This is a genomic window from Dyella sp. SYSU CM1112 (genome assembly GCF_058216415.1).
In genome coordinates, this window is the sequence record NZ_JBZEGI010000010.1 from 103,382 (window position 1) to 120,993 (window position 17,612).

17 protein-coding genes and 1 pseudogene are annotated in these 17,612 nt (G+C 59.6%); 6 read left to right on the forward strand and 12 right to left on the reverse strand.

Going from position 1 to position 17,612, the window contains the following annotated elements; all coding sequences use genetic code 11:
• The first annotated feature begins 12 nt into the window (after window positions 1-12).
• Window positions 13-582: an RNA polymerase sigma factor gene (locus AC4HNJ_RS14890; RefSeq protein WP_490480375.1), complete on the forward strand. Its 570-nt coding sequence runs from the start codon at window positions 13-15 to the stop codon at window positions 580-582.
• On the forward strand, window positions 579-995 hold the full coding sequence (locus tag AC4HNJ_RS14895; protein WP_490480376.1) for a hypothetical protein: 417 nt from the start codon (window positions 579-581) through the stop codon (window positions 993-995). Before AC4HNJ_RS14890 ends, AC4HNJ_RS14895 begins: the two co-directional genes overlap by 4 nt.
• A 113-nt stretch (window positions 996-1,108) precedes the next feature.
• Here AC4HNJ_RS14895 and AC4HNJ_RS14900 read toward each other — a convergent pair whose 3' ends face one another.
• Genes AC4HNJ_RS14900 through AC4HNJ_RS14925 form a run of 6 tightly spaced genes read right to left on the reverse strand, consistent with a single transcriptional unit; the run spans window position 1,109 to window position 6,875 of the window.
• Window positions 1,109-2,356: a cysteine desulfurase gene (locus AC4HNJ_RS14900; RefSeq protein ID WP_490480377.1), complete on the reverse strand. Its 1,248-nt coding sequence runs from the start codon at window positions 2,354-2,356 to the stop codon at window positions 1,109-1,111.
• 8 nt (window positions 2,357-2,364) lie between these two features.
• Entirely contained in the window at window positions 2,365-3,678 is a 1,314-nt protein-coding gene (gene sufD, locus AC4HNJ_RS14905; RefSeq protein ID WP_490480378.1) for a Fe-S cluster assembly protein SufD, read from the reverse strand.
• Entirely contained in the window at window positions 3,675-4,439 is a 765-nt protein-coding gene (gene sufC, locus AC4HNJ_RS14910; protein ID WP_490480379.1) for a Fe-S cluster assembly ATPase SufC, read from the reverse strand. Before sufC ends, sufD begins: the two co-directional genes overlap by 4 nt.
• Before the next feature lie 5 nt (window positions 4,440-4,444).
• Window positions 4,445-4,954, reverse strand: coding sequence for a lysozyme inhibitor LprI family protein (locus AC4HNJ_RS14915; RefSeq protein WP_490480380.1), 510 nt, complete (start codon window positions 4,952-4,954; stop codon window positions 4,445-4,447).
• Window positions 4,951-6,417, reverse strand: coding sequence for a Fe-S cluster assembly protein SufB (sufB, locus tag AC4HNJ_RS14920; protein ID WP_490480381.1), 1,467 nt, complete (start codon window positions 6,415-6,417; stop codon window positions 4,951-4,953). Before sufB ends, AC4HNJ_RS14915 begins: the two co-directional genes overlap by 4 nt.
• Entirely contained in the window at window positions 6,414-6,875 is a 462-nt protein-coding gene (locus tag AC4HNJ_RS14925) for an SUF system Fe-S cluster assembly regulator (RefSeq protein ID WP_490480382.1), read from the reverse strand. Before AC4HNJ_RS14925 ends, sufB begins: the two co-directional genes overlap by 4 nt.
• Window positions 6,876-7,130: 255 nt before the next feature.
• On the opposite strand from AC4HNJ_RS14925, the gene AC4HNJ_RS14930 reads away from it, so the two are divergent.
• The 4 genes from AC4HNJ_RS14930 to murU all read left to right on the forward strand — a co-directional run bounded on the left by AC4HNJ_RS14930 (window position 7,131) and on the right by murU (window position 10,735).
• Window positions 7,131-7,469, forward strand: coding sequence for a P-II family nitrogen regulator (locus AC4HNJ_RS14930; RefSeq protein WP_490480383.1), 339 nt, complete (start codon window positions 7,131-7,133; stop codon window positions 7,467-7,469).
• 31 nt (window positions 7,470-7,500) lie between these two features.
• Window positions 7,501-8,829 (forward strand): ammonium transporter, encoded by a 1,329-nt coding sequence (locus AC4HNJ_RS14935; protein ID WP_490480384.1) that lies wholly within the window; start codon window positions 7,501-7,503, stop codon window positions 8,827-8,829.
• A 197-nt stretch (window positions 8,830-9,026) separates the two neighbouring features.
• Complete coding sequence (locus tag AC4HNJ_RS14940; RefSeq protein ID WP_490480385.1) at window positions 9,027-10,040, forward strand: aminoglycoside phosphotransferase family protein; 1,014 nt, start codon at window positions 9,027-9,029, stop codon at window positions 10,038-10,040.
• A complete protein-coding gene (gene murU, locus AC4HNJ_RS14945) occupies window positions 10,037-10,735 on the forward strand; it encodes an N-acetylmuramate alpha-1-phosphate uridylyltransferase MurU (protein WP_490480386.1) in 699 nt (232 codons plus the stop codon). The genes AC4HNJ_RS14940 and murU overlap by 4 nt, the downstream gene beginning before the upstream one ends.
• 215 nt (window positions 10,736-10,950) lie before the next feature.
• Here murU and motB read toward each other — a convergent pair.
• The 6 genes and pseudogenes from motB to tgt form a co-directional block, all read right to left on the reverse strand.
• A pseudogene (gene motB, locus AC4HNJ_RS14950) lies at window positions 10,951-11,796 on the reverse strand (flagellar motor protein MotB); the annotation flags it as partial.
• A 17-nt stretch (window positions 11,797-11,813) separates the two neighbouring features.
• Window positions 11,814-12,686, reverse strand: coding sequence for a flagellar motor stator protein MotA (motA, locus tag AC4HNJ_RS14955; RefSeq protein WP_490480387.1), 873 nt, complete (start codon window positions 12,684-12,686; stop codon window positions 11,814-11,816).
• A 222-nt stretch (window positions 12,687-12,908) separates the two neighbouring features.
• Window positions 12,909-13,874 (reverse strand): protein translocase subunit SecF, encoded by a 966-nt coding sequence (gene secF, locus AC4HNJ_RS14960; RefSeq protein ID WP_490480388.1) that lies wholly within the window; start codon window positions 13,872-13,874, stop codon window positions 12,909-12,911.
• A gap of 12 nt (window positions 13,875-13,886) precedes the next feature.
• Window positions 13,887-15,779, reverse strand: coding sequence for a protein translocase subunit SecD (gene secD / locus AC4HNJ_RS14965; protein ID WP_490480389.1), 1,893 nt, complete (start codon window positions 15,777-15,779; stop codon window positions 13,887-13,889).
• An 87-nt stretch (window positions 15,780-15,866) separates the two neighbouring features.
• Window positions 15,867-16,199 (reverse strand): preprotein translocase subunit YajC, encoded by a 333-nt coding sequence (yajC, locus tag AC4HNJ_RS14970; RefSeq protein ID WP_490480390.1) that lies wholly within the window; start codon window positions 16,197-16,199, stop codon window positions 15,867-15,869.
• 231 nt (window positions 16,200-16,430) lie between these two features.
• Window positions 16,431-17,555, reverse strand: coding sequence for a tRNA guanosine(34) transglycosylase Tgt (gene tgt / locus AC4HNJ_RS14975; RefSeq protein ID WP_490480391.1), 1,125 nt, complete (start codon window positions 17,553-17,555; stop codon window positions 16,431-16,433).
• Window positions 17,556-17,612 lie beyond the last annotated feature (57 nt).

Consider the following 17,612-nt stretch of genomic DNA (forward strand, 5'->3'; position numbering starts at 1 on the left):
GCGCCACAACGCATGACGCACCAGGATTACCGGCAGGTGGAAGCCGTACTGGCGAATACGCCAGGCGCATTCGAACGTTTGGTCCGCGAGCACCAGGCGTTGTGCTGGCACATCGTCTATCGCATGGTGCGCCATCCGGAGGACGCGCGTGAGTTATGCCAGGAGGCGTTCCTGCGCGTGCATCAACATCTTCGGCAATATCGCTACGAAAGTAGCCTGAAGTCCTGGATCGGACGTATCGCCTATAACGTGGCGTTGCGTTATCTGCAGCGGAAGCGTATTGCGGTATGCGATCCCGGCGTCGATGAGGACGCCACCGATCCCATCGAAAATCTGGCCGACAGCTTCGACCTGGAAACTGCCTATGCCGATCATGAAATGACCGCGCACCTGCATCAAGTGATCGAAGCCCTGCCACCGCTGCAACGTACCCTTCTCACGCTTTACCATCTGGACGAGCTGTCCATTGATGAGATCGCCAACATCACCGGGCTTGCGATTGGCACGATCAAAAGCCATCTGTTCCGCACACGGCTTCGCTTGCGCGAACAATTGGAGAATGCATACGGGGTATCGCCATGAACCACGAACCACCTAGCGATAACGCCATGGAACGCGAATGGGCGCTGCAGGAGCAAGCTGTTCAGGCCGAGCGTCTTGGGCTGGACGCCCGCGATGCAAGGCTGCAACGCTATCGAACTGTTGCACGCGCGTTACGGCAACCGTTGGATGAAAACTTGCCGCCCGATTTCGCCAGCCGCGTTGCCAGGGAAGCGGGCCGCCGCACGACCGACTCGATGCGACTGGAGCTCTACCTGAGCTGGGCACTGCTCGGCATGTTGGCCACCGTGCTGCTTGGACTTGCGGTGCGTTACAGCAGCCTGCTGCAGGGCTGGCTGTCGAACCCGTGGCTGGTGGCATTGGCCATCTGCCTACTGCTTCCCGCCCTCCTTGGCAAGCTGGCCGCACTGAACCGTGCACGTAGCGCGGGATGAAATAACGGCCTTGCTGCCTCTCCTAGGCCGCGGTTGCATCCAGGCGAGGAATATCACATCAGGGCCACAGATTGGGCTGACACAACCTAACCCAGCTTATGCGTTTCCCAGCATCACATCAGCAGCTTGCGTACCTTCAGCAGCGCAGTGATGAATGCATCGACTTCCTCGCGGGTGTTGTAGAAAGCCAGCGATGCTCGCAAGGTAGCCGGCACGCCGTAAAACTGCATCAAGGGGTGTGCGCAGTGATGACCGGAACGCACCGCCACGCCCTCCAGATCAAGCAGGGTTGCCAGGTCGGTGGCTTGCGCACCCTCCAGCAGAAAGGAAATGACCGGCTCTTTTTCGGCGGCTTGGCCAAAGATGCGCACCCCAGGAATATCGCGCAGACGCTCCGTCGCATAAACGAGCAACTCATGCTCCCACGCTCGCAATGCTTCGAAACCGATCGACTGGTAATAATCAATAGCCGCCCCGACTCCGGCAAAGCCGGCGATATTGGGGGTGCCCGCTTCGAACTTGTGCGGTGGATCGGCAAACTTGGTGCCGCTGAAGCGCACTTCACGAATCATTTCGCCGCCGCCAAAAAAGGGGGGCATGGCCTGCAAGTGCTCACGCCTGGCCCAAAGTGCGCCGGTTCCGGTCGGTGCCAACATCTTGTGGCCCGTCAATGCGTAGAAATCGCAACCTATCGCTTGTATGTCCACCGGACGATGCGGCAGTGCCTGCGAGCCATCTACCATGAGCGGGATACCGCGCCGGCGACACTCACGTGCGATCTCACGCACCGGGTTGACGGTTCCCAATACATTCGAAACATGCGCAACGCAGGCCAGCTTCACTTCCGGTGTCAACAGCTCGAAAAACTTTTCGACGATCAACTCGCCGCGTTCATCGATGGGCGCCGCCTTCACCGTTGCGCCTGCCCGTGCAGCGACGAGCTGCCACGGCACGATATTGGCGTGATGTTCCATCACGGTCGTGAGAATGGCGTCACCCGGCTGCAGGCGCGGTAGCGCATAGCTGTACGCCACCAGGTTCATGGATTGCGTGGTACCCGACGTCAGCACCACCTCATCACGCGAACTTGCGTGGATAAATGTCGCCAGTTTATCCCGCGCCCCCTCATAGGCAGCCGTGGCTTCCTCGCCGAGCTGGTGAACGGCACGTGCCACGTTCGCGTTGTGTTCGCGGTAATGACGATCGACGGACTCGATCACTTGCCGTGGCTTCTGGCTGGTATTGGCGTTATCGAAATACACCAGCGGCTTACCGTGTACGGTGCGGGACAACAACGGAAAATCCGCCCTTACGCGTTGCACATCGAAATCGACGGACGGCTGGCTAGGCTTGGCATTCATGTGATTGTTCAGGGCAAGTGCGCAAGCAGCGCATCAGAGAAATAATCGCGCAGGGTTTCGTTCGGCAGCGCGGCAAAGACGGCACGACAGAAAGCCGCCGTAAGCAATGCGCGCGCCTCGTTATGTGGCAAGCCACGCGAACGCAAGTAAAACAAAGCCCGTTCGTCGAGCTGACCTACGGTGGCGCCGTGAGCGGCTTTTACTTCATCCGCGTAAATTTCCAGCTCAGGCTTTGCATCGATTTCAGCTTGCGCGGAGAGCAACAGATTCTTGCTGCTCAGGCTCGCATCAGTACCGTCAGCGCCCTCGGCTACTACGATGGCACCACGGAACACGCCACGCGAGCGCTCATCCGCCACGCCACGCCATACCGCCTCGGAGGCGGTGTCGAGCGCCTGGTGACGAATCGACAACTGCGTGTCTACATGCTGGCGTCCACGCAATACGAAAACGCCGCGCGTATCGAATCGCGACCGGTCGCCACGCAGCTCAGCATGCAGATCGTGACGCACCAAGGCTCCACCGAGTTCTAACGCATGCAGCATGGCTTGCGACGCCGTGCCCAGATGTACGCTGCCTCGACGGATGAGCGTGCTCTCCTCGGCCGCGTTCTGCAGCAAGGTGTATCCAAGCCGGGCGCCATCACGTACCACGATGTCGCCCACCAGCGTAGCGAGATGCTTGTGCGGCGCCGTGGCAAGATGGTGCTCCACCAACTCAAGCTCGGCGCCCTCGCCGAGCTCGATCACGTTGCGGACATGCCAGGCGAGGTCTCCCTGCCCGGGCACGCCCACGAAACACAGCTGCACGGGCCTGGCCACGCGAACACCCGGTGCAACACGCAGCACCACGCCATCCCCTGCCAGCGCCGCATTCAATTGTGCGAACGCATCGCTGGCTTCACGGTAATGACGGCTTAGTGCGAACCGCAACGGTTCCGGATCCTGCTCCAGCACCTTGGATAGCGGTTGCAACGTCAGGCCTACAGGCAATTTTTCCAACCGAGACAGATCGGCGCGAAAAACACCATTGACGAATACCAGACGCGGCCCATCGATGCCAGGCACAGCAAGCGCGTACGGATCGATCGCATGCGTATCGGCAGCAGTATCACCCAGCGCAAACCGGCGCTGCCCCAATGCACGCAGCGCTGTGTACTTCCAGGCCTCCGCACGCGTATCCGGCAAGCCGGCCGCAATAAATGCTTCCAGGTTCTCGCGTCGCGCTGCGTCCAACCAGGCCAGGCCGCTGCCGGGCAAACGCACATTGCCCGCATTCTGCAGCGATTCGATAAAGGGGACGGATACCGGTGACGAAGTCATGCACGCGCCTCGACCGGATCACGCTCGGCAATCCAGGCATAACCATGTTCTTCCAGCTTCAGCGCCAGGCTCTTGTCGCCGCTTTCCACAATGCGCCCATCGGCCAGCACATGCACGAAATCCGGCTCGATGTAGTCGAGCAAGCGTTGGTAGTGGGTAATCACGAGGAACGCGCGATCCGGTGAACGCAATGCATTCACGCCTTGCGCCACCTGCTTCAACGCATCGATATCGAGACCCGAATCGGTTTCATCGAGGATCGCCAGCTTCGGCTCCAGCACGGCCATCTGGAAAATTTCGTTGCGTTTTTTCTCGCCGCCCGAAAAACCTTCGTTAACGGCGCGATGCAGCAACTCGTCGGAAATCTGCATGATCTTCAGTTTCTCGCGTACCAGCTTGAGGAACTGCATGGAATCCAGCTCGGACTCGCCACGCTGCTTGCGCTGTGCATTGAGCGCCGCCCGCAGGAAGTAGGTGTTATTCACACCGGGAATTTCCACCGGATACTGGAATGCGAGAAAGATACCGGCCGCAGCGCGTTCCTCCGGCTCCAACGCCAGCAGGTCGCGCCCTTCAAACGTGACGGACCCGGAGGTAACTTCATAACCCTCCCGGCCGGACACTATATTGCCCAGCGTCGACTTGCCGGCGCCGTTCGGACCCATGATGGCGTGCACTTCGCCCGGGTTTATGGTGAGCGTCAGGCCCTTGAGGATGTCTTTGCCCTCGACGCGGGCGTGCAGGTTTTCAATCTTCAGCATGACAGTCAATTCGCAGTTTGGGCGTCAGGGTTGGAGGGTACGATGATGGGATGTTTGACGAGGTCGGCACATGGCGACGCATCGCGCGCTCCATAAGCCGCGCCCCGCAAGTACTCGCACAAGCGAGCCGTACGCTCGCGCTCAAGGCTGGCGTGGTAGAACGCATAGGCGGCTGGGTAAGCGGTACCGCGAGCCGATCCTTCGGCATCTTCATTAGCAAAACGCGCTTTGAGGTCGGCATCGCGATAGGTCAGCCATGCGCGTTGCGACAGCCGCACCTTGCTGATCATGTTCGGATAGGCCGCCCACTTCTTCAATACCGCCTGATACGTCGCATTGAGATCACGATCCGCTGCGGCAGCCGCGTCCGCAGCGCACTGGTTGATGTCGGCCTGCGTGGTCGCTTTCGCACAGAACCGTGCCTCGACCTGTTCGTTGGAGGGCGGCTGGTCCGCGCTAACCGATGCAGCAGCGCCTGACAGCAGAAAGATGATTATCGCCAGAGCGCCTCTCATCCAACCGCTCCTTCCAGCGAAATCTCCAGCAGCTTCTTCGCCTCCACCGCGAACTCCATCGGCAACTCGCGGAACACCTGTTTGCAGAAGCCATCGACAATCATCGATACGGCATCTTCTTCGCCGATGCCACGCGAGCGGCAGTAGAACAGCTGGTCATCGGAAATCTTCGAGGTGGTCGCCTCATGCTCGACGATTGCGGAAGAATTTTTCACTTCCATGTACGGGAACGTATGCGCGCCGCACTTCTTGCCGATCAGCAGCGAATCGCATTGCGTGTAGTTGCGTGCGCCTTCGGCCCCTTTCTCCACTTTCACCAGGCCGCGATAGCTATTGGAACTGCGTCCTGCGCTGATGCCCTTGGAGACAATCTTGGATTTGGTGCCTTTGCCGATGTGGATCATCTTGGTGCCGGTATCGGCCTGCTGGCGATGATGCGTGAGCGCCACGGAATAGAACTCACCCACCGAACGGTCGCCGCGCAACACGCAGCTTGGATATTTCCAGGTGATGGCCGAACCGGTCTCAACTTGCGTCCAGGAAATCTTCGAATCGTCACCGCGGCAATCGCCGCGCTTGGTGACGAAGTTGTAGATACCGCCGCGACCTTCCTCATCACCTGGGTACCAGTTCTGCACTGTCGAATATTTGATTTGCGCCTTTTCGAGCGTAACCAGCTCGACCACCGCGGCATGCAACTGGTTTTCGTCGCGCATCGGCGCGGTGCAACCTTCCAGGTAAGAGACGTAGGCGCCCTCTTCCGCGATGATCAGCGTGCGCTCGAACTGACCGGTATGACCGGCATTGATACGGAAATAGGTGGACAGCTCCATCGGGCAGCGCACACCCTTGGGGATGAACACGAACGAGCCATCGGAGAACACCGCTGAATTCAGCGCAGCAAAGTAATTGTCGCCAACCGGCACCACGCTGCCCAAATACTTCTGCACAAGATCGGCATGTTCGCGAATGGCTTCGCTCATCGAGCAGAAAATCACGCCCGCTTCCGCCAGTTCTTTGCGGAAGGTAGTGCCGACGGAAACCGAGTCGAACACTGCATCCACCGCCACGCCTGCCAGCTTGGCGCGCTCATGCAGCGGCACGCCGAGCTTGTCGTACGCTTCCAGCAGCTTCGGGTCGACCTCGTCCAAGGACTTCGGCTGGTTCTTCGGCGATGCGTAGTAGCTGATCGCCTGAAAATCGATCGGCGCGATATTGAGCTTGGCCCAGTTCGGCATCGGCATCGTCAACCAATGGCGATAGGCTTTCAGGCGCCACTCGGTCATCCATTCCGGTTCGCCTTTCAACGCCGACAACTGCCGCACGATCTCTTCGGAAAGCCCCGGCGGCAGGCTAGTGGTTTCGATATCGGTGACGAAGCCGGCTTCGTAGCGACGGCCGAGTGCAGCCGCCACTTCGGCGTTGTCGCGCAACACGACGGGGCTGTCGTTTTCGATGGTCATGATGCTGTCCTGCCTTTCAAATCGGTGAGCGCCACGGTGGTCACGGCCGGACGCACCCTGGGGTGCAGCATGTCGGCCAAACTCATCGTGCGTAGTGCGTTATCCAAGACGTGGTTGATGCGCTGCCAGCTGCCGCGTACCCCGCATTGGGCTTCGCGCTCGCACTGCCCATCGCTCAGGCTGCATTCGGTCATACCGAGCGGCCCTTCCATCGCTTCCACGATATCGGCGAGGCTGATTTCACCTGCCGGGCGCGCCAGCCGATAGCCGCCGTTGACGCCGCGAAACGAATCGACCAACCCAGCATGCCCTAGCGACTTCAGCAGCTTGCTTACGGTAGGCAGCTCCAGATGGGCTTCATCGGCGATCTGGGCGGTGCTGAGCACGTCATCAGGGTGCGCGGCGATGCATGTCATCACCACGGTGGCGTAATCGGTCAATCGGCTCACACGGAACATGGGGGAGTCACCGCGCTAATTCAGACCAAAATGGTACTGATTAGGCACGGTAACGTCAAATATCTTACGCCCCGATCCTTGCCTTTTTGCACCAAAAGTAGGCGTTTATCGCACCATATTGGCCTGATGCCATATCTGATGGCCGCCGCTAACGCGCCTGAAGTGGCGCTGTGGCGCCGATTATCGCGCCTATGCCAGCCTTGGCACGCATTCTGCTGTGTTGCAGCAAAACCGTCTTCTGGGGAACCGCCACGCATGAAATGGGTGACCGCCATCATCAAACCCTTCACTTTGGACGATGTCCGCGAGGCGCTAGGCGAAGCCGGCGTGCAAGGCATGACCGTCACCGAGGTCAAAGGCTTCGGCCGCCAACGCGGACATACCGAGCTCTATCGAGGCGCGGAATACGTGGTCGACTTTCTGCCCAAGCTGAAAATCGAAATTGCTGTCGCGGACGAGCAGGTGGAACTGGCGATCGAAGCCATTACCCGCGCCGCACGCACCGGCAAGGTCGGCGATGGCAAGATTTTCGTGAGCGAACTCGAGCAGGTCATCCGCATTCGCACGCAGGAGATGGATGTCGATGCGCTTTGACAAGCGGGTAATGAACGACGGGGGAAACATCATGCATCGACGTATCACAACATGGCTTGTCGCCGGCCTGGGCTTGGGTACTGCCCTGCCCGCCTGGGCGCAATCCGCGCCGGCTCCCGTGCTCAATAGCGGCGACACCGCCTGGATGATCGTGGCGAGCGCCTTCGTGTTGATGATGACCATTCCCGGCGTGGCGCTGTTTTACGGCGGCATGGTGCGGGCGAAGAATCTGCTGTCGGTGATGATGCAGTGCCTGGCGATCACCGCCGTGGTGACGGTGCTGTGGATGGTGTATGGCTACTCGATGGCCTTCAGCACGGAAGGCATGCACGCCGGCGTGACCAACTGGCATTCCTTCGTCGGCGGTCTCGACCGCGTGATGCTGGCCGGCATGACGCCAAACACGCTCTACCAGACCGTGCCGGAAAGCGTGTATGTGATGTTCCAGCTCACCTTCGCGATCATCACGCCCGCGCTGATCATCGGCGCCTACGCCGAGCGCATGAAATTCAGCGCCATGCTGTGGTTTAGCGGCCTGTGGCTCACCTTCGTCTATCTGCCGATTGCGCACATGGTGTGGAGCGGCCCCGGTTCGCTGCTTGGTGACCTGGGCGTGCTCGATTTCGCGGGTGGCACGGTGGTGCACATCAACGCCGGCATTGCCGGTCTGGTGGCCTGTCTGGTACTGGGCAAGCGGCGCGGCTATCCGCACACCCACATGCCACCGCATAATCTCGGCTATACGGTGATTGGCGCCAGTCTGCTGTGGTTGGGTTGGTTCGGCTTCAACGCTGGCTCGGCTGTAGCCGCCAACGGCAGCGCCGGCATGGCGATGCTAGTGACGCAGATCGCTACGGCTGCAGCGGCGATCGGCTGGGTGGCTGTCGAATGGGTCGTGCACAAGCGCGCCAGCGTGCTCGGCGCGGCGTCCGGCGCGGTGGCGGGACTGGTTGCGATCACACCTGCCGCAGGTACGGCCGGTCCCAGCGGCGCGCTGATCATCGGCTTCGCTGCCGGCGCCGTCTGCTTCTTCACGGCCACACGCCTTAAGCACAAGCTTGGCTATGACGACACGCTGGACGTCTTCGGCGTGCATGCCGTAGCCGGCATCATCGGCGCGTTGCTCACCGGTGTATTTGCTGCGCCCAAGCTAGGCGGCTTCGGCGCGGTTATATCACCGCTGGCGCAGCTGTGGATCCAGGCCAAAGGCGTAGGTTTCACCATTGTGTGGAGTGGCGTGTTGAGCTGGGTGATCCTGAAGCTGGTCGATCTCGCCATCGGGCTGCGCGTTGAACCCGAACAAGAGCAGGTTGGCCTGGATATCGCCGAGCACGAAGAGCGGGCATACAACTTGTCGTAACCTTCCTGCCACGGATAGCGGGGCTTCCCTTGAATTGATTATTCGAAAGGACACGCCATCTCGGGGCACTTCAATTCGCCTGCAAGCCCGCGCAACCTTAACAGCCCTTCCCTACTTCGTAGGGAAGGGCGCGTGGTCGGTATCCATGCAGTGCAGGCAGGCTCTAAGCTTTCCATGTGTCCGCAACGAATCCCTTTATGGAAAGCACTACTGACCGCGCAGCTGCCCGTCTCGCCTGGGCGCGAGCCGCGCTGGCCGATCCTTCGCTCCTTCTGGAATCTGCATCGTCCGACGCGAGCTTCCGCAGCTATTGGCGCGCCCGGCATGCTGGCCGCAGCTGGATCATCATGGACTCCCCGCCCACGCAGGAAGATCCACGCCCATGGTTGAGAATCGGTACACAGCTCGCTGCCGCGGGCCTGCATGTACCCGCCGTACATGCGCAGGATCTCGAACAAGGCTTCCTCCTGATTGAAGATCTCGGTACACGGCTTTATCTGCCTGAACTCAATGATGCCAACGCCGATGCCATGTATGGCGACGCCATGGATGCACTGCTGCACATGCAGACACGTATGGACTATCGCGAGCTGCCGCCTTTCGATCACGACGTACTCGTGCGCGGACTGGAAGTGATGCCGGAATGGTTTCTCGGTCGCCATCTAGGTCACACGCCGACGTGCGATGAGTGGGACACACTGGAAGCAGCCTTCGACGTCATCATCCGCAACGCCCAGGAACAACCTCGCTGCTTCGTACATCGCGACTACCACAGCCGCAATCTGCTGATCGTCGAACACAACAATCCTGGCATCATCGATTTCCAGGGAGCGCTCGCCGGCCCCATTACCTATGACCTCGCCTCGCTATTGCGAGACGCCTATATCGCGTGGCCGCGCGAACGTGTCGAGCGCTGGGTAGACGCTTATCGGCAGCAATTGCTGGGTGCCGAAGTGATCGATCATCAGGTCAGCGCGGAACGATTCCGGCGCTGGTTCGATCTCACTGGCCTGCATCGTCATGTGCGCGTTCTGGGGCAGTTCTATCGCCTGTGGTATCGCGATCGCAAACCAGGTTACCTGGCAGACGTGCCGCGCGTTTATCACTACATCGTATCCGTTGCACGCAGCTATCCGGAACTTCGTGATTTTGTTGCCCTGCTCGAACGCCACGCGCGTGGACGCGATCTTACTCAGGTGGCCAACTCATGAGACATGCCCTGATCTTTGCGGCAGGCCTTGGCGAGCGCATGCGCCCACTCACGGATCGCATACCGAAACCGCTGCTTTCCGTTCGGGGCAAACCGCTGATTGTGTGGCATCTGGAAAAACTCGCAGCGATTGGCGTCCACTACGTCGTGATCAACACATCACACCTGGCCGAACAATTTCCGGAAACACTCGGTGACGGATCACGCTGGGGCGTGCGCATCCGCTACGTCTACGAAGGGCCCACGCCGCTGGAAACCGGAGGCGGCATGCTCAACGCCTTGCCACAGTTGGGCCCGGAGCCGTTTATCGTTGTCAGCGGTGACGTATGGACGGACGCCGACTTTGGTGCATTACCGTTCGAACCTGAAGGTACAGCCCATTTGCTGATGGTGAACAACCCGCCTCATCACCCTCAAGGTGATTTTGCGCTGGATGAAAACGGCAAGCTTCACCACGAAGGTGGGAACCGACTCACCTACAGCGGCATCGGCGTGTACCGCCGTGCGTTTCTGGACGGTTGGCGCACTGCAGTCGGTGATGACGACGGCGCGGACGCAGAGCCACCACGCTTCAAAATCAGGCCATTGCTAGAAGCAGCGATGGCGCAAGGTGCGTTGCGTGGAAGCCACCACACAGGGGCTTGGACGGATGTTGGCACACCGGAGCGACTTGCTGCATTGAATGTGCAAATCTAAGTCGATCAGTTTAAGGCTTCACGCCTCGTCCTCCCGCGCCCATCCCCGCATCATGCCTGCGAGCGCGCGCATGGCGGCACACGAGCCACGCGTGCCTCAATACAGCATCATGCGAGCGAAGATATGCCATGGCGGTCAAGCACGACCGTCGTCTTTCACTCATGCACAGAGGAAGCCGCCGGCTGTATCACGGGTGCATTGTCTGCCATCTCTTGCGACATGGCCGCATCCTGCGCCTGCTTGGTCATCATGATGATACTGATGCGCCGATTGATGGGGTCGCTGGGGTTCGCCTTGTCGAAAGGCACTGACGCTGCCAATCCCACCACACGCGCAACCTTGTCTTCAGGCAGACCGCCGGCCAGCAAAGCGCGACGGGCCGCGTTCGCGCGGTCGGCTGACAACTCCCAGTTGCTATAGTCGCTGGCATCGCTATACGGCGCATCGTCCGTATGCCCCGAAATGCTGACTTTGTTCGGCGCCTGTGCAATGAATCCCGCCAGCTCATGCAAGATAGCTATCGTATAGGGCTTGAGTGTTGCGCTACCCGTATCGAACATTGGCCGGTTCTGCTTATCCACGATCTGGATGCGCAATCCTTCAGGCGTGATATCGAGCAACAATTGATCCTTGAAAGGCTCCAGCGCCTGGCTCTTTTCAATGGCAGCGTGCAACTGCTGCATCAAGTTTTCCAGACGTTCCTTCTCCTGCTCGCGCGCCAGCTTTTCGACATTTTGCGTGCTCGGCGACGAAGCAGCGCGACGATCCTTGCCCTGGCCATGCGATATATCCATCGCGCCGCCCAATTTGATCATGCTGTCGCTGGCGCCTCCCGGGCCCATCTTTCCAGGCGGCGCTACCGTCGCGGTACCAGGTGTCATGCTCGGGTTCTTGAAGTATTCGGCAATCGCCGCACGCTGCTGGCGTGTACCCATGCCAAGCAGCCACATCACCAGGAAGAACGCCATCATGGCGGTGACAAAGTCGGCGTACGCCACTTTCCATGCTCCACCATGATGGCCACGGTTTCGGCGTCGCGCGCGACGCACGACCACCAGCATCTCTTGTTCTTGAGCACTCACGCGGGCGCCCCGGCGCGCGCTGTGTCTTTGAGATGATCTTCAAGATCCTGAAAATTCGGCCGCGTCTGTGGCGATAAGGTCTTGCGCGCGAACTCCACGGCAACCTTCGGGTTATATCCACGCAGACTGGCCAGCAATGCCACCTTTACGCATTCAAATGCGCGCCCATCTTCATGCACGCGGCTCTCCATCGCCGCACCCAGCGGACCAATGAAGCCATAGCAAAGCAGAATGCCCAGGAAGGTCCCCACCAGGGCACCGGCAATATGCTCACCAATCAGCGACGTATCGCCGCCTAACTGTGACATGGTGGTCACGATGCCAAGCACGGCAGCCACGATGCCAAAGCCAGGAAGCGCGTCGGCCATCTTCAAGACGGCCATCGCGGGAGCCTCCGCTTCGTGTTGATGGGTTTCCAGCTCTACTTCCAGCAACTGTTCCAGCTCATGCGGATTCATGTCGCCACCCACCATCAAGCGCAAGCAATCGGTAATGAACTCGATCAGCTCGTGCTGTTTCATGAGTCGCGGATAAGCGCTGAATACCGAACTCGCCTGCGGTTCTTCGATATGCGATTCGAGTCCGAGCAAACCCTGTTTGCGCATGACGCCGAAAAGGTCGTATAGCAAGGCGAGCAGGTCGACGTAGTCCTGTCGCCGATACTTGGGTCCCTTGAATAATTCCGCAATATTGCGCAATGCGTCCTTGACGATCTTCGAGGGGTTGGCCGATAGAAAGGCGCCCACCGATCCGCCCAGGATGATCATCAATTCATAAGGCTGCCACAGCGCAAGAATGTGCCCGTGCGAAAGCACGTATCCGCCCAGTACGCAAAAAATCACCAGGAGTGAACCGATCAGAACGAGCATGAGGACTCCATCCAGGACATGATGTCCTGTTCAGCTTATCGACCAGCCGCTCACGAAATTGAGATGTAAAAATTCGGCACCTATTGATATGAATCAAACGCGCAACGTGTCATCGAGTGACACGCTGCGTCACATCAACGTCGGCGTGGCGACATGCATGGCATGCCATAAACAAAAACGGCCCGGAGAACCGGGCCGTTTTGCACCAATAAGAATATCGACTCAAGGACGACGCGCCAACTCCGGGTTTTCGCGTGTGACCGGCATCAGGTCCTTCTTGGAAACACCCAGCCACAGCAGGATCGGACTGGCCACGAAGATCGAGGACAAGGTGCCGATCAGAATACCGATCAGCATGGTGATGGCAAAGCCATGCACTGACGGACCACCGAAGAAATACAGCGCGGCCATCGCAATACTGGTGAACAGCGAGGTGATGATGGTTCGCGACAGCGTGCTATTGATCGAACGGTTGAGGATTTCTTCCGGCTCCGCCTTGCGTGAGGAGCGGAACAACTCGCGGATACGATCGAACACCACCACCTTGTCGTTGATGGAATAGCCGATTACCGCCAGCACGGAAGCCAGCACGGTAAGGTCAAACTCACGCTGCACCAGGGAGATCACGCCCAACGTCACCAGCACGTCATGCACTTCGGTAACGAGCGCGGCGATGGCAAAGCGACGCTCGAAGCGGATCCACAGATAGACACCGATACCGATGATCACGAAGATCGCCGCCGTGATGCCGTCGCTGCGCAACTGCTCACCCACCTGGGGACCCACGTAGTTCTTGCTGGCGATCTTGGCATCCGGCCGCGAGGCCTGCAGCGCCTTGGCCACATCATTGGAAATCAGATCGAGGTTGGGCGACTTGTCTTCCTGCTGGACGTAATGCTTATCGTCCTTCGGCTGGAAGCGAATGGACACCTGGCGCGTACCGCCCACGCTCTGCACGACCGCGTTATCGATGCCGCCCTTTTCCAGCGCGCTGCGCGCGTCTTCGACCGAAACCGCCTTGTCATAGGTCACCTCCACTTCCACGCCGCCCGTGAAATCCAGGCCATAGTTCAAGCTACGCGTGGCAAGCAGGGCAATCGAGGCGATCATCAGCACGATCGCGAGACCGATGCTGGCTTTGCGAAGTCCCAGGAAGTGGACGTTAGCGTTGTGATTGAAAATTTCCATGGTCGCCTCCGATTACACCGACAGCGTCTTGAGCTTGCGGCCGCCATGGATAAGCGCGGTGATCGCGTGGGTAACCGTCACCGAGGTGAACATCGACGTGAGGATACCGATCAATAGCGTGACGCCGAACCCTTTGATCGGGCCCGAGCCCATCGTGGTCAGCGCCAGCGCGGCGATAAGATGGGTGACGTTGGCATCGAGAATGGTGGCCCAGGCCTTTTCATAGCCGGAGCGGATCGCCGCCAATGGCGTCGATCCATTACGCAATTCCTCGCGCACGCGTTCGCAGATCAGCACGTTGGCGTCGATGGCCATGCCGAGGGTCAGCACGATACCGGCGATGCCAGGCATGGTCAGCGTGACGCCGATCATCGACATCACCGCCACCAGGATCACCAGGTTGAAGAACAGCGCGACGTCGGCGACCAAGCCAAACAGCTTGTAGTAGATCGCCGCCGCCACCAGCACCAGGCCCAGCCCCAGCAAGACCGCGTTGAGGCCTTTCTTGATGTTGTCCTGCCCCAGGCTCGGACCGATCACACCTTCCTGCACGATATCCATGCGCGCGGCCAGCGAACCGCCCTTCAACATCAGCGCCAGTTCCGAGGCGGCCTTGGAGCTGGCCAAGCCGGTGGTCTGGAATTTGTTACTGAACACGCCTTGGATGGTGGCGTAGTTGATCACCGTATACGTGGTCTTGGGCGTGCGGACTTCCTTGCCGTCCACGACCTTGGTGTCCGTCGTGCTTTCCACGTATACCACGGCCATCGGCTTGCCAACATTGTCGCGCGTGAAATCAAGCATCTTGGCCGCGCCGGCCGAGTTCAGCGTCACGCTGACCATTGGCGAACCGGACTGCGGATCGTTGCCGGACGAGGCATCGATCAACTCATCACCGCTTGCGATGATGTTCTTGCTGACCAGGTAGGGCTCGCCATGCGTACCGTAATAGAGATGCGCATCCGGTGGAATATTGCCCGTCCTCGCTGCATCCTGCACGGCGGGGTCGCGTGCATCGCCCAGACCCGCCACATATTCCAGCGTGGCCGTTGCACCGATCACCTTCTTGGCTTCGGCCGGATCCTGTACGCCCGCCAGTTCCACCGAGATGTGATCCTCCCCCTGTTGCTGGATCACCGGCTCAGACACGCCCAGCGCATTGATACGGTTGCTCAGCGTGGCAACGTTCTGGCGGATCGCATTGACCTGCAGATCGTGCAGCTTGTCCGGCTTGATCACGGCATTAAGCACGAAACGGTCGGCAGTATGGGTGCCATCCGTCACCATCAGGTCAGGAAATTCACTGGCGATCGCCTCACTGGCTGCCGAGCGCTCGGCAGCGGAGCCCAGCACCACGCTCACACCCTGTCCGCGCGTAGGATTGCGCGCGACGGAGATGAACGAGATCTTCTTCTCCTTCAGCAAGGCAGTGATGTCCTGCGTATAACGATTTTCCTGCCGGTCGACGATGTCGTTCTGGTCGACCGCCATCAGGAAGCGCACACCGCCTTGCAAATCCAGGCCGAGCGGCATGGCCCGGCCACCGATGGCGGCGAGCCAATGCGGCACGGTCGATTCAAGATTGAAGGCCACGGTGTACTTGTCGCCCAGCGCAGCCTTCAGCGCATCCGCGGCACTCTTCTGCAGATCGCCATTGGCGAAGCCCATCACGACGTAGTCGCCACGACTCGTATCGTGCTTGAGACTTTCATTGACGTAGGGAATCTTCGCCGCCTTTAGCGCGTCAACGATCTTCTGCTGCACCGACGAATCGATGGCAGCGTTCTGGCTGGCCGAAACCTGTACCGCTTGCAGCGGCACATAGACGTTCGGCAACGCGTACAGGATGCCCAGCACCAGTACGATGGCGACCAGGAAGTATCTCCAGCGTGGAAAATCACTCATGCCTTGCATCCATATGAACCGCGGCGCTGGCCGCGGGGTAGCGTGAACTCATAAATAAAGGTGGAAACCGGTTGCGAGACGAACCTGTCAGGACGACTTGAGCGTGCCCTTCGGCAACACCTGTTGGACCGCGCTCTTCTGCAGCTTGATCTTTACGTTCGGCGCGATCTCCACCGTGATGAAGGTCTCACCCACATCCTCGACCCGGCCGGCGATGCCGCCGTTGCTCACCACTTCATCACCCTTCGCCAGACCGGACACCAGTTGGCGGTGCTCCTTCTGCCGTTTCATCTGCGGGCGGATCATCATGAAATACATCAGGCCGAACAGCACGATCATCATGATGATCATGGAAAGGCCGCCATTGGCCGTTGCGCCTGGCGCGGCCTGCGCCAGCACGAAAGTCGTCGGAAGATTCATCAGCTAGTCCCGCAAGTTATGGCTGCGACTGGAATTTTCGCCGCTCGCCCAATAAAAGACCCCGGATTATGCCATGAGTGACGGCTCTTTGCGTTCGCACCTTTTACCTATGGCAAAAGATGTGAACCGGGGCCGACACCGCAAGTTTTTGGGTTTGTCCTTGAATCCGCTCAAAAGTTCGCGGACAGGGGCACCCTCTCGCCCGGCCCCTTCATGTTCTGGCACAGGCAGCTATTCGGTTGTCCCTTGCCGCCGGGCGTAGAACTCGCCTACGAAATCGTCCAGCTTGCCCGCGGCAATCGCCTCACGCAGGCCGGCCATCAACTGTTGGTAATGATGCAGGTTGTGAATGGTGGCAAGCTGGCTGCCGAGGATTTCGTTGCAGCGGTCGAGATGGCGCAGATAGGCGCGGCTAAAGCCCTGGTTGCAGGCATAACAGGCACATCCTTCTTCGATCACCCGTGTGTCGGTGGCGTACTTGGCGTTGCGGATGCGCAAGGTGCCATGGGAGGTGAACAGAAAGCCATTACGCGCATTGCGGGTAGGCATCACGCAATCGAACATGTCGATACCACGCCGAACCGCCTCCACAATATCTTCCGGCCGCCCCACCCCCATCAGGTAGCGCGGCCGTTCTCGCGGCAGCAACGGCACGGTCACGTCCAGTGTGTGATTGCGTTCGGCTTCCGGTTCGCCCACGGCCAGCCCGCCCACGGCATAGCCGTCGAAACCGACCTGCACCAGCCCTTCCGCGGAACGCTTGCGCAAGTTCTCATAAACACTGCCCTGCACGATACCGAACAGCGCATTCGGATTCTTCAAATCGTCGAAAGCCCGCCGCGAACGTTCAGCCCAACGCAAGCTCAGCTCCATCGATTCGGCAGCCACTGGCTCCGTGGCCGGGTACGGTGTGCATTCGTCGAAGATCATCGCGATATCCGAATCCAGCACGGTCTGGATGCGCATCGACTCTTCTGGCGAGAGAAACACCTTGGAACCGTCAACCGGCGAAGCAAAGGTCACCCCCTGTTCGGTGATCTTGCGCTTGTGTGCCAGTGAGAACACCTGGAAGCCGCCGGAATCGGTAAGGATCGGCGCTGTCCAACCCATAAAGCGATGCAGGCCACCGAATTCGCCGATGATGTCCAGCCCTGGCCGCAGGAACAGATGGAAGGTGTTGCCGAGAATGATTTGCGCGCCCACTTCCACCAGGTCGCGCGGCGCCATGGCCTTGACCGAGCCATAGGTACCCACCGGCATGAAGGCCGGTGTTTCCACAGTGCCGCGGCCAAACCTGAGACGGCCGCGCCGCGCCGCGCCATCGGTGGTCAAAAGATCGAAATGCATGGAAGTCATCCGGCCATTATCGCGTGTTCGCGCAACACATGCCTCTCCGGCCCTAAAAACAGGCAG